This window comes from Kordia sp. E (assembly GCF_056033805.1).
The window spans coordinates 133822-148342 of record NZ_JBRASR010000001.1; the positions used below are offsets into that span (position 1 = coordinate 133822).

At 36.6% G+C, this 14521-nt stretch carries 9 protein-coding genes; all 9 read right to left on the reverse strand.

Annotated elements, in window-relative coordinates; translation table 11 throughout:
* Positions 1-2 precede the first annotated feature (2 nt).
* The gene (locus ACUUYC_RS00680; RefSeq protein ID WP_474262765.1) at positions 3-413 is read right to left on the reverse strand and encodes a 6-pyruvoyl trahydropterin synthase family protein; all 411 of its coding nucleotides are present in this window, start codon (positions 411-413) and stop codon (positions 3-5) included.
* A gap of 86 nt (positions 414-499) precedes the next feature.
* Positions 500-1024 carry an isopentenyl-diphosphate Delta-isomerase gene (gene idi / locus ACUUYC_RS00685; RefSeq protein ID WP_474262767.1) on the reverse strand — a complete coding sequence of 175 codons (525 nt, stop codon included), beginning with the start codon at positions 1022-1024 and terminating at the stop codon, positions 500-502.
* A gap of 208 nt (positions 1025-1232) precedes the next feature.
* Entirely contained in the window at positions 1233-1601 is a 369-nt protein-coding gene (locus ACUUYC_RS00690; RefSeq protein ID WP_474262769.1) for a nuclear transport factor 2 family protein, read from the reverse strand.
* Between the two features lie 2 nt (positions 1602-1603).
* Complete coding sequence (locus ACUUYC_RS00695; RefSeq protein WP_474262771.1) at positions 1604-1828, reverse strand: tautomerase family protein; 225 nt, start codon at positions 1826-1828, stop codon at positions 1604-1606.
* Entirely contained in the window at positions 1825-2241 is a 417-nt protein-coding gene (locus ACUUYC_RS00700; protein ID WP_474262773.1) for a DoxX family protein, read from the reverse strand. Before ACUUYC_RS00700 ends, ACUUYC_RS00695 begins: the two co-directional genes overlap by 4 nt.
* Before the next feature lie 120 nt (positions 2242-2361).
* A complete protein-coding gene (locus tag ACUUYC_RS00705; RefSeq protein WP_474262775.1) occupies positions 2362-2925 on the reverse strand; it encodes a Crp/Fnr family transcriptional regulator in 564 nt (187 codons plus the stop codon).
* Positions 2926-3076: 151 nt separating this feature from the next.
* Positions 3077-5020, reverse strand: coding sequence for an OmpA family protein (locus ACUUYC_RS00710; protein ID WP_474263565.1), 1944 nt, complete (start codon positions 5018-5020; stop codon positions 3077-3079).
* Between the two features lie 12 nt (positions 5021-5032).
* The gene (locus tag ACUUYC_RS00715) at positions 5033-5968 is read right to left on the reverse strand and encodes a PorP/SprF family type IX secretion system membrane protein (RefSeq protein ID WP_474262777.1); all 936 of its coding nucleotides are present in this window, start codon (positions 5966-5968) and stop codon (positions 5033-5035) included.
* Between the two features lie 71 nt (positions 5969-6039).
* Positions 6040-14511, reverse strand: coding sequence for a T9SS type B sorting domain-containing protein (locus tag ACUUYC_RS00720; protein WP_474262779.1), 8472 nt, complete (start codon positions 14509-14511; stop codon positions 6040-6042).
* Positions 14512-14521: the final 10 nt, after the last annotated feature.

Below are 14521 nucleotides of genomic sequence, written 5' to 3' on the forward strand. Positions count from 1 at the left end.
AGTTATTCTCCTGTGTATTTTACGAAGTTCCTTGGTGTTTCATATAACACAACTTCTAGCTCTAATGCTGTTGAAATGTGTTTTCTGAGTTTATTCCAAATCACAACCACAATATTTTCTGCTGTTGGATTTAAGTTTTTGAATTCTGGAACTTCTATGTTTAAATTTTTATGATCAAAAGCATCTTCTATTTCTGATCGAATTAAGTTTTTTAATATTTTCACATCCATTACAAATCCAGTTTCAGGATCTATTTCACCTTTTACACTTACAATGAGTTCATAATTATGTCCGTGATAGTTTGGATTGCTGCATTTCCCAAAGATTTCTTTGTTTTTAGCGTCGTCCCAATCTGGTCGATATAATCTGTGTGCAGCATTGAAATGTGCTTTTCTACTTACGGTAACTTTCATGTGTTTATATTATTTGTTTTTCATTGGTCACATGTTGTTTGCTAATAATCATTGTTTTTAGTGATAAACTTTTTAACATGCTCGTTTCATATATCAACTTTTATGTGTTGGTAAAATTTGTCAAATATTATTTTGAACCAAGCTGTGTATTCATCAGGGTTTTTACTGATATCATCTTTTACCGCTTGTATTTTCATCCATTTCCATGAAGCAACTTCATCTGGATTAATTTCTGGTGCATCATTATAGGTTCCTATCATTACATGATCGTATTCATGTTCTGTAAGTCCGTTGTCGAATGGTGCTTTGTATATGAACGATACTGCTTCCGCAAGTTCCGTAACAAATCCCATTTCTTCTTGTAATCTTCGTTTACCTGCACTTATGTTGCTTTCACCTTCACGTTGATGACTGCAACAGGTATTTGTCCATAAACCTGGAGAATGATATTTGCCTAAGGCGCGTTGTTGTAACATGAGTTCGCCTTTGTCATTAAGAATAAATACTGAAAATGCTCTGTGCAAGAGTGCTTTTTCATGCGCTTCGATTTTTTCCATTAAACCGATTTGCTCGTCATTTTCATTTACTAAGATTACGTTTTCTTTTGCCATATTTTTTGTCGAAAAGCAAATTTACAAAATAGCTTTCGGTGTATATTACTGTTATTAGCTATTTTTTAGTTAAAATTAACATAAGTTTTGACATTGTTCTTAGCAATATAGATTATTTCTCATTCCTTTATTTTTTTATGTAAGCCTAAATAAAAAAAGTGCAAAACATTATGTTTTGCACTTTGCAAGTTGCTTCTTGATTTTTTATTTATTCTATGTGAGTGAATAGCTTGTTTACAATTTTCCATTTATCGTTGATTTTTGCAAGCGATAAGTAATCGTAATAATTATATCCAAGCATTGGTACATGTAGTTTTGCCATCGCTATTTTTCCCATGATATCAACTCCAATAGTTTCCATTTTAAAAGTTTCATTTAAAGTTGCTGGGCTTTGTCTATTTTTTACTCCTTCAATATATTCTTTTATACTTTTTAAATAGTCAACACCTTTAATGTCTCCGTACAAGAATGCATTTTCGTAAAAACAAGTTTCTAGTTTTTCTATGTCTCCATAAAAAATTCCTTCGAAATAATTGGTGATCAGGCTTTCAATTTCTTTGCTATTTTCTTTGTACATACTTATTTTTTCTTTTTATTTGTTTGCTCTCCATTAAAGCCCCAATTTTCAACGGGCACTTCATCGATTACTATATGTGTAGTTTTTGGATCTTTATTTAGTACATCTACTAATAGTTGTGTAACTCCTTCTATAAGCTGGCGTTTTTCGTCTTTTGTTACTTGTTCGTCTGTGATTTTAATATTTACATACGGCATATTTTTATGTTTTAAAAGTTGTGTATTCAATCTAATTCTGAATTTGTTGATAGCGCATAGTTTCCTGCTCCTGTAAAGAATAAGGTTATTGCTCCAAATAGATAAAGTGCTTGTAATTCTATTCCCCAACCGCCAAATTGATTGAGCGTGAATATATCCGAACTGTGCGCCAATAGAATAGCTATAAAAAAGTTAAAAGCTATAATTAGACTATTAAGCCTGACTTTGAAACCTATGACAATGAGAATAGGAGCTATAATTTCTCCAATGAAAACTCCATAAGCCAGGAAACTTGGAATTTGATATCCTTGAAGTAATTCCTTAATAAAGGCATAATTAGAACTCATGTTTGCAATACCATGAAATAAGATTAGTATTCCGATGGTACATCTAAGAATTAATAATCCGATGTTATTGTTTTGCGCTACTTTTAGTGCGTTCATATTTAATTTGATTTAAATTATTATGAAGCAAAATTCAGCGATAAAATGTTAGTTTAACAGGAGTTAAATCACACTTTTGAAGTGATGTATGTCACTTTTTAAGAAAGAGTATTATTGTAATTAGGAATTTAATCTGCTTAGCGTTTCTCTAGAAACACCTAAATATGCTGCAATCAATTTTTTAGGTACACGTTGGAAGAGTTTTGGATATTGTTCTAGCAATATATCGTATTGTTCTTTTGTTGAGTTTTTTAGTAATGATAGAACTCTGTTTTGAAGCGCTATTCGTCCTATCTTACTTTTTTTTGCCCAAAAGCGTTCCATTTTGTGCATTTCAGCTGTGAGTTTTTCTCTGTTTTCATACGTAATGTATAAGAGTTCACTATCTTCTATACAATCAATAGCGGTTTTGGATTTCGTTTGTTTTACAAAGGCTTCATAATCTGTAATCCACCAATTTTCCATACCAAACTGAAGAATATGTTCTTTTCCATTGTCTGCAATAAAGTAACTTTTTAAACAACCTTTGATAATCCAATATTCTTTGTTCACAAATTCTCCTTCTTGAACAATGTATTGATGTTTGCGCTTTTTTATTTGTTCAAAATGACTTAGAACAAAATCAAATTCTTCATCTGTAAGAGGAATGATTTCTTCAATATGTTGTCGTAACGGATGTATCATTTTAGTTCTCGTTCAGTTTTTGTATCAATCGAAACTACTTGTTTCTATACTTAAATCAAAATTGATAAAACCTTTTATTATAAAATCTTATGTTAAACAAAAAAACATCCTAAGATTAGGATGCTTTTTTAGTTTGTATGAGTCTGATTTTTTAACGTTCTGTAACGATAAATTCACTTCGTCTGTTGAGTTGGTGTTCTTCTTCAGAACATTTTACACCATTGCTACATTGGTTTACATGGCGTGTTTCTCCGTAACCAGCTCCAATGAGCCTACTTGCGTCAATTCCTCTTGAAACGATGTATGCTCGTGTAGATTCGTTTCTACGTTGTGATAGTTTCATGTTATAACTATCAGTTCCACGACTATCTGTATGCGAACGCACATCGATTTTTAGTGTTGGGTATTGTAACATCACTGTTACAACTTTTTCTAATTCTGCCGCAGCGTCAGGACGAATGTTCGATTTATCAAAGTCAAAGTAGATAATTGGAATGTTTAGAATTTTTGCTAAATCGTCACCAACTTCAAATGGTACTTCTTCTTTTTCAAGTAATAGTGTTACTTCTCTGAGTCCTTCTTCTTCTTGCTTTGGCAATAATGCTTCTGCTGAGTTGTAATCTTTTTTAGAAGCTCTTACAAAGTACACTTGATCACATTCTAGCAGTCTTTTGAATCTGAATTTCCCATCTACTTCGCTGTATGTATTTTCTATTTCTTTATTGTCTTTGTCAAATAGTTTTACGTTTGCTCCTTCAATGATTTCATTTGTTTTATCATCTTTTACAACACCTGCAATTTCTTGCTCGCATGTCCATTGAATTGGTTTCATTTCGACAAATGAATAGATATCATCATCTCCTTGCCCGCCATCACGATTGGAAGCAAAGTATCCTTTTTTCGTTGTACTGTTGATGATAAAAGTAAAGTCGTCCATAGAACTGTTTACTGGTTCACCAACATTAAATATTTCGCTGTCTTCATCTTCTAGATTCATCACAAAAATATCTAATCCACCTAAACCAACATGTCCGTCAGATGAGAAGTAGAATTCATTCTTTTGACTGATAAACGGGAAGTTTTCTCTTCCTTCCGTGTTGATTCCTGTTCCTAGATTTTTTGGCTCACCAAATGTTCCATCATCATTGATATCAACAACATATAAGTCAGACATTCCAATGGTTCCTGGCATATCGGAAGCAAAGTATAGTTTTTTCTCGTCTACGCTTAATGCAGGATGCGCTACAGAATAGTTGTTACTGTTGAATGGTAATTCTTCAATATTTGTCCAACGATCATCTTCACGTGTTGCTCTAAATAGTTTTAGTTTGTTGATCCCTTTTTTGTCTTTTTTGTATTTTCCTTTGTAATAGTTGTTACGTGTAAAATACATAGTATTTCCATCTTTTGTAAAAGCAGATGTTGATTCGTGATATTTTGTATTTAGTTTTCCTGAGAATTTATCAACATTAGATAGACTTCCATTGTCTGCAACTTCTGCTCCGTATAAGTCTAAGAATGGACGTGCATTCCATTTGTGTTTGTAACGAGAAGTGACACCTGTATCACGTGCTGAAGAGAATACTAGGTTTTCTTCATAGAATGATGGTGCAAAATCTGAATATTTAGAATTTACTCCTAGATTTTCTATACGAAAACGACCTGATTGTTCTGCGATTTCGTCTAAGTAGTTACGAGTTTTTATAAATTTCGTTCCACGTAAATCGCTTCCAGTCAATTGACTGAATTTTTTCATTTTTTCATCAGATTCAGCATATCGTTTTTCTGCTTTAAGCGCTTGTGCATAACGGAAATAGTATTCTGGCGCAATTTCTTCATCTAATTTGAAGAGTTCTCCATACCATTTTGAAGCACTTACTAAGTCAGCATTGAAATAATATGAATTTCCAAGTTTTTCAAATAGCTCTTTCGACTTGTGTCCTTCTTCCGCTACTTTCTCATAGATTTCTATGGCATTGATGAAAGCATAACTGTCGTATTTTTTATCTGCTTTGTCCAGTTTTTTTTCTTGTGCATAACCTACAAGAACGAATAAACTTAACAGCGTATATATTAGATATTTTTTTCGTGTCATCATTGTTGGTTTTTAGAAGAATCTTGGTGAGATTATTTTATCGCGGTTATTGAATAGTTCAAAACGTAAGAAGACTTCATACGAACCGTCATTGAATTGTGTATTTCCAAGTTCAGTTGTTTCACGATCATAGGCAAACCCAATCATGAAACTATCAGATAATTGTAATCCGACAAGTCCACTAAAGGCTGCGCTCCAACGATAGGCTGCTCCTAGCGTTAGTTTGTCATTGATTAGAAAGTTTGCTGATAAATCTGCCTGTAAAGGCGCTCCAGATACTGCTTTGAATAGTACTGCTGGTTTAAATTTTACGCTTTCACTCATATCAAATACATATCCACCAATTAGGTATAAGTTTATACGTTCTTTGGCAACTGATAGCGAAGATTCATCAAAATGTTTTGTTTCTAATAAGTTTGGTGCTGATAACCCTACATACCATTTTTCGGAGTTACGATAGTAGATTCCGGCTCCAACATTAGGTGAGAATTTATTATCAATATTACTTTGTAATAATAAATCTTCAGGATTGTATTGATTTAAACAGTCAAAACATACATCTAATAAATTTCCACCAGCTTTTATCCCGAATGAAAGTTTTCCTTTTTCAGAAGTATTAACTGTGTATGAGAAATCAACATTAAAATAGGTTTCATCTGTTGGACCTAGTTGATCATTGATTATTGAAAAACCTAGTCCTACTTTTCCTTTTTTCCCTATTGGTGTATGCAAGTTTAGTGTTTGCGTACGTGGCGCTCCTTCTAAACCTACCCATTGCGAACGGTGCAATCCTGCCATACTAAATACTCCTCTTGAACCTGCATAGGCTGGATTTATACTTATAGTATTGTACATGTATTGCGTATACTGAGCGTCTTGTTGTCCATGCATTTCTAGTGAAAATATGGTGCTCAATACTCCTATGATGATGATGATTTTATTTCTCATTATAGTATGCTATGTTTTTGTTTATTATTTATAGCGAACATACTACAAATATAGTATGTTCGCTTATCAATTTATCGTTGTATGTATAAGTAACCTGCTCTACTCTTGGTAACACCGTTGGCTACATAGTCAACAACGTAGTAATATGTTCCTACTGGTAATAACTTATTTTGTTGTATTGTAACTCGACCATTAGATACACCTCGGAAGTAGTTTCCAGTTTGTCCGTATCCTTTTGTCTCGTATACTAATACTCCCCATCTGTTGTAAATTCTAACTTGGTTATCAGGGAATAATTCAATGTTTCTGATTGTAAACACATCGTTATCTCCATCTCCGTTAGGCGTTACTGCATTGAAGATTTCTAAGTCATCTGTAGAAGGTGAATTATTGTTTGGCTCTAGATAGTCTGGAATTCCATTTCCATTACTATCAACAGCGTCACTGTTATCACCGTCTCCATTTGGATCAGGATTTTCATCAGATGTTGAAGTTCCGTCTCCGTCATCATCAGTATCTCTGTAATCTTGATCTTCAGTTCCATCTGTATCAGGTAAATCATCTGTTGGATCATCTACAGCAGATCCGTTAGGGTCTCCATATCCAGTTAAGTCTCCATCATAAGCATCATCTACACCATCATTATCAACATCACTTCCTGATGGCATTACATCTGGAATTCCGTCTCCATCATAATCATGACCTTCAACGATGTCTAATACACCGTCATTATCACTATCCGTGTCAATATAATCTGGATTATCAGTTCCGTCAGTATTTACAGGATCAATTCCTTCTCCTGAACCTGGCGTTACTTCATACGCATCATCTAATCCGTTTCCATCAACATCCATTCCACTTGGAGGAACATATCCATCAGTTGTTTGTGCTTCAACGTTATCTAAGATACCGTCATCATCACTATCCTGATCTAGGTAATCTGGAATCATATCTCCATCACTATCAACAGGTGTTGCTGGGTTTGCTCCTGCTTCAACCGTATCAATAATACCATCATTATCACTATCAATATCTAATAGATCTGGAATTCCGTCACCGTCAGTATCTTGATCACCTTCAACTCCATTTGGTATTCCATCACCATCACAATCTCCATCTGGATTTGCTGATGGATTAGGATCACATGGATCAGCTGGATCACTTGTTCCTGTTGGTACAGTTGGAGTACTTGGATCATCTATCCCTGTCATTTCCTCACAATCAGTCAATCCATCACCATCACTATCAACTGTGTTGATTCCTACTGGATCACAAGGATCATTCGGATCACTAGGTGCTGTTGGTACAAGAGGCGTATTTGGATTATCCATTCCTGTTGTCTCCTCACAATCTGTTAATCCATCTCCGTCACTATCAACTAATGAACTTAGTGAAATTGGATCACATGGATCGTTTGGATCACTCGTTGGTCCATCATCATCATTTGGTGGTGATAATGGTGTACTTGGATCATCAATTCCTGTTGTCTCTTCACAATCTGTTAATCCATCTCCATCAGTATCAACTGTACTGATTCCAATTGGATCACATGGATCATTAGGATTACTTGGCGCTGTTGGCACAAGAGGCGTATTTGGATTATCCATTCCTGTTGTTTCTTCACAATCAGTCAATCCATCTCCGTCACTATCAACTAATGAACTTGTTGAGATTGGATCACACGGATCGTTCGGATCACTCATTGGTCCATCATCATCATTCGGTGGTGATAATGGTGTACTTGGATCATCGATTCCTGTTGTCTCTTCACAATCTGTTAATCCATCACCATCACTATCAACTGTACTGATTCCAATTGGATCACATGGATCATTAGGATTACTTGGCGCTGTTGGTACAAGAGGCGTATTTGGATTGTCCATTCCTGTTGTCTCCTCACAATCTGTAAGACCATCTCCATCAGTATCAACTAATGAACTTGTTGAGATTGGATCACACGGATCGTTCGGATCACTCGTTGGTCCATCATCATCATTTGGTGGTGATAACGGTGTATTTGGATTATCCATTCCAGTTATCTCTTCACAATCTGTAAGACCATCTCCATCAGTATCAACTAATGAACTTGTTGAGATTGGATCACATGGATCGTTTGGATCACTCGTTGGTCCATCATCATCATTCGGTGGTGTTAATGGAGTACTTGGATCATCGATTCCTGTTGTTTCCTCACAATCTGTTAAACCATCTCCATCACTATCAACTGTGTTGATTCCTACTGGATCACAAGGATCATTTGGATCACTTGGTCCTGTTGGGATCGTTGGTGTGTTTGGATTGTCCATTCCAGTTGTCTCTTCACAATCTGTAAGACCATCTCCATCAGTATCAACTAATGAACTTGTTGAGATTGGATCACATGGATCATTTGGATCACTCGTTGGTCCATCATCATCGTTTGGTGGTGATAATGGAGTACTTGGATCATCAATTCCTGTTGTTTCCTCACAATCTGTTAATCCATCTCCATCACTATCAACTGTGTTGATTCCTACTGGATCACAAGGATCATTTGGATCACTTGGGCCTGTTGGTATTGTTGGCGTGTTTGGATTATCCATTCCAGTTGTCTCTTCACAATCTGTAAGACCATCTCCATCAGTATCAACTAATGAACTTGTTGAGATTGGATCACATGGATCGTTTGGATCACTCGTTGGTCCATCATCATCATTCGGTGGTGTTAATGGAGTACTTGGATCATCAATTCCTGTTGTTTCCTCACAATCTGTTAATCCATCTCCATCACTATCAACTGTGTTGATTCCTACTGGATCACAAGGATCATTTGGATCACTTGGCCCTGTTGGTATTGTTGGCGTGTTTGGATTGTCCATTCCAGTTGTCTCTTCACAATCAGTAAGACCATCTCCGTCACTATCAACTAATGAACTTGTTGAGATTGGATCACATGGATCATTTGGATCACTCGTTGGTCCATCATCATCATTCGGTGGTGATAATGGAGTACTTGGATCATCGATTCCTGTTGTCTCTTCACAATCTGTTAAACCATCTCCATCACTATCAACTGTATTAATTCCTATTGGATCACAAGGATCATTTGGATCACTTGGCCCTGTTGGTATTGTTGGCGTGTTTGGATTATCCATTCCTGTTGTTTCTTCACAATCAGTAAGACCATCTCCGTCACTATCAACTAATGAACTTGTTGAGATTGGATCACATGGATCATTTGGATCACTCGTTGGTCCATCATCATCATTCGGTGGTGTTAATGGAGTACTTGGATCATCGATTCCTGTTGTTTCCTCACAATCTGTTAAACCATCTCCATCACTATCAACTGTATTGATTCCTACTGGATCACAAGGATCATTTGGATCACTTGGCCCTGTTGGTATTGTTGGCGTGTTTGGATTGTCCATTCCAGTTGTCTCTTCACAATCTGTAAGACCATCTCCATCAGTATCAACTAATGAACTTGTTGAGATTGGATCACATGGATCATTTGGATCACTCGTTGGTCCATCATCATCGTTTGGTGGTGATAATGGAGTACTTGGATCATCAATTCCTGTTGTTTCCTCACAATCTGTTAATCCATCTCCATCACTATCAACTGTGTTGATTCCTACTGGATCACAAGGATCATTTGGATCACTTGGCCCTGTTGGTATTGTTGGCGTGTTTGGATTGTCCATTCCAGTTGTCTCTTCACAATCAGTAAGACCATCTCCGTCACTATCAACTAATGAACTTGTTGAGATTGGATCACATGGATCATTTGGATCACTCGTTGGTCCATCATCATCATTCGGTGGTGATAATGGAGTACTTGGATCATCGATTCCTGTTGTCTCTTCACAATCTGTTAAACCATCTCCATCACTATCAACTGTATTAATTCCTATTGGATCACAAGGATCATTTGGATCACTTGGCCCTGTTGGTATTGTTGGCGTGTTTGGATTATCCATTCCAGTTGTCTCTTCACAATCTGTAAGACCATCTCCATCAGTATCAACTAATGAACTTGTTGAGATTGGATCACATGGATCGTTTGGATCACTCGTTGGTCCATCATCATCATTCGGTGGTGTTAATGGAGTACTTGGATCATCAATTCCTGTTGTTTCCTCACAATCTGTTAATCCATCCATATCTGTATCAGTCGTGTTGATTCCAATTGGATCACATGGATCATTTGGATTACTTGGACTTCCTGGTACAACTCCAAAATCAGATGGTATTAATGGTGTACTTGGATCATCAATTGTCTGTCCTGCTGGAATTGTTGCAGTAGTAGTGGTCGTGGTATAATCATTTGGATCTTCCGCTGAGTTATCTACTGTAGTAATACTAACTACCGTATCTACACTGCTTGGATTGTCAATACTTACGGGTACACTTGCCGGTCCGCTGTCTTCTGCGATCGTTACATCACCAACACTCATAGCAACCAGAGCATTAACTGTTAATGTTGCCTGTACTTCTTCTTGTATACAAACATTATTTGCATGTGTTATAATAACCTTATAAGTTCCTGAATTTGCTGTTGTTGCTGAACTTACCGTGTAAGTAGCTGTCGTTGATGCTGCTTGTACAGTAGTAAAGCCACCGCCTAAACCATCATCAAATTGCCATTCATATAGAAGTCCTGAGTTTGCGTTGTTAGGTGTTCCATAAACTGGTGTTCCTGTTGTATAACTCGTTGCAGAATCTGCTGTAGTTCCGCTTACATTAAATGTAAATGTATCACCTGAATTCCCTGATTGATTTGCGAGTGTTGCTGGTGTAACTTGAACCGCAGTAACAACTCCTGTAGTAGTTGCCTGTCCTACAATTTCTGTACCTCCTGTTGTACCACCTGCTGTTACAGCTGTAGGAATACCATTTGTATTTACTGTTGTTCCTAAATTTTGAATACTACCAGGACTATTACTACCTCCTGTAAAATCTACTAAACCTGTAGTTATATTACTTGACCCTTCAGATGCATCTGGACATCCATCATTATCACTATCTGTATCTAAGAAATCAGGAATTGTATCTCCATCAGTATCTACAATTGGGCATGCATCAAACGTCATTTCTAATACATCTGAACCTGTACCATCAATTCCTTCTCCTGTAACTTGGAAAGTTAATGTTGTTACACGTCCGTAAATTTGAATACTTCCTGCTGCAGTACCAAGTCCAGCACTATCAGCTTCACCAGAAAGAACTACTGGCGAACTTGTACCAAGATTCTGATTTACATCTCTATAAAATTGTTTTGGTGTTACTATTAGTTGATTGTTTCCAGCAATTTTCCCCATAGAAAGATTTGCATTCTGCAACGTCCACAATGAAGTATTAGATATAAAGTTCCCTGAAAGTATTTGATTGTTTCCTCCTAGTCTATCAATATGAATTATTGGATTGTAAACTGGTTGATCGTATGTTATTGTAATTGTTCCTGTAACGCGATCATCTGCAGCAGCATCAAGAGATTCTGAAGATGTATCCCATGCAAATAAAAATTCTAAAGAATTTGAGCCTTCTACCGCGGCATCAGAGAAGAAGGAATTGGAAGTCATTGTACCATTTGGTGTATATGCGATAAGACCTCCTGCTGGAATTGAACTGTTATATGTAACTCCAACTGGACCTGCACTGTTTGTGTATGGTAAACTCCCTGCCCATGCACTCGTTGTTAATGGTCTTGTTGTACAAGGGTTTTCAACATTATCAATGATTCCGTCATTATCATTATCTAAATCAATGCTATCTACAACATTGTCATTATCAGTATCAACTACTGTAGATGTTGAACATGTTGCTGGTGGCGCAACTACTACGTTTGTTAGTTGACATGAACCATCTGTATCATCTGTAATGGTAAAAGTTATGTTTCCGCCAGATATTGAAAATGGTCCAAATTGTTGTGGTAAACTGTAAGAAACATTTGCTTGTGTAATGTCTCCTGATAAACTGTATGTAGATCCTAAGAGATTTCCATTAGGACTTATGTAGAAAGTAAATGTATCGTCTGTATCGTTTGTTGGCGTTCCGTTATCATTACAAAATACTGCTGTAACGGAAGCACTTAAAATTTCACAAGAATCACAGGCTGTTGTATTTCCTGAATTCGTCACTGCTAATTGAGTACCAGTATATCCTGTTGCACTTGTAACTCTACCATTTGTAGCATTTACTGTTACTGGAGCATCACCTAATATACCATCATCATTATCATCTGTATGTCCCGCTTCAAGCGCATCAAAACACATGTCATTATCACTATCTAAATCTAAAGAATTTATTATTCCGTCATTATCAGAATCTAAAGAAGTACAGACTCCATTCGCATTTAATGCACAGAAATCTGAATCTTGATAGTTAATTACTCCATCACCATCGTCATCTCCCATAGGATCACCTGATAAACAACTAAAAGGATTTGATACTATTGTATTTACATTAAAGTTATCTGCTTGCGAAAAAGTAGTTGTATCAGTAGGAGAACCAAAAGTTCTATTTACAATCGTAGTACCATCAACTATTATTCTATAGGAATTTCCTTGAATACCATCACCAAAAGTATCTGTTATAGAAAATAAATAGTTTCCATTTTCGGTAATCGTTATGTCTTGTGAAACTGTTATATTTCCTGTAGTGTAAGTACCAGCTGGCACATTAAAAAGTGTTGATGCTCCTCTAGATAAAGTCCATCCAACTTCTGTTGAGAACTGATCTACATCTATTTCAATTCGAATAATTGAATCAGGATTTAATGTTACAGGATCTGTCCCACATTGCTCTTGTGTATCTAAGATACCATCGTTGTCATCATCTTCATCGCAAAAATCGGCTACACCATCTAAATCACTATCTACATTTCCTGTAATTGATAAATCACAAAAATCTATGTCACAGTTACTTTGTTGTACTGTTGTTGTTATTGTACATGTACCCGTTGTATTATCTGTTATTGTAATTGTATATAATGTATTATCAGCTGAACCATCTTGTAATCTGAAAGTTGTTGCTGAACCGTATGTTCCTGTAGTTGGTGTTACTACACCTCCATTATTTACAGAAACTGTATATGTTGTTCCTAAATCTGTTCCTGTTGGATTTAAGTCAAAATTTGCATAATCATCAGATCGAACACGCGTTGAATTGTTATTACATGTTTCATTCGTTTTTCCAGCATCAGCTAAATTACAATTTAGACAATCAACAGAAAAAGTTGTACTAACTCCTGCGTCAGTCACCACTCTACCATTTGCTCCTGCTAATGCTCCGTTACCTGCTGGAATATTTCCACTAGTTACAGCAGTAGTTGTGATTGCAGAAGAACTTATTACAAATCCTCCTCCACCTGGACCACCATATTCAATAAATATAGGTGCAACTCCAGTTTGTATTGTAGCATCTCCTCCACGAGCAAATGCTCTTACTTGGCTATTAATTGAATTTGCTTGTATTGCAATATATCCTGCTCCACCAGCTCCTCCTGTTACATTTGAAGCATCTCCAAAAAACGTATATGTTCCTGAGTTTGGACCTGCATCACCGTCACTTACGATATCTCTGTTAGAACCATTTGTTGTTATGTTGTTTGCTAATACAATTACAATTCCACCGCCGTTACCAGTTGCTGGTGCCCATTCTACTTCAGAACCTCCTGAAGCTCCCATGAAAAGTCTTAAATTAGTTGCTGTATCAAAAACACTTCCTGCTGCTGGGGCTGCTGTTCCAGAGATCGTTGTACCAGCTCCTCCACTGGTTCCACCACCTCCGTAGCCACCACCACCACCACCTGAACCAAGTGTAAGGTCGGTAGAATTTGCTCCATTACCTCCAACTCCGGCTCCTCCATCTGGTGCTCCTTGTGCTCCATCACATCCTCCATGACCACCACGTCCAGTTCCTCCTGATAATGGTGCTGCGTTTCCAAAGTCGCCTCCAAAATATATTGGGTCTGTTCCCCAGTTTTCATCTGGTGTAGCTACTAATGCTGAAGATTCACCACAGTTATCTACGGCAAAGTTCCCTGTTGTATTTCTTCCAAAAAAACCATCTCCAGAAGCATTAATGTTCGCATTTAGCGTTATATTGTTATCACATGCGTCTATAAAAATAACTCCACCTGTAGTTCCGTTCCATGGTTGTGCTGACACTGTACCTACTACAGTAACATCACTCGTATATTTTGCAACTCTGACTAACTGAACACTTTCAGTAGCTGGTGTAAATGTTTTTGTAACAGTTACATCTATTGTTAATGTGTTTCCAACGATATTGGTAATTTTGGCTAAATGAAAATTACCCGCACCATTGTCTACTCCACCTGTATTTCCACCACCACTAATACCTGTCATTTGAATTATCATTACAGGATCATTGATTGCTAGTCCAGCACTACTACCAACAGTAACACTTGTTCCACTAACAGCTGAAACTGTAGTGTATGAGTTTACTACTCCGGATATGTTTTGTGCACTAGCGCTAAAGAAAAATAATAATGACACTAAAAGTGTTACTAGTATTTTTGATGTAATATTTTTCATAGTCATGAAA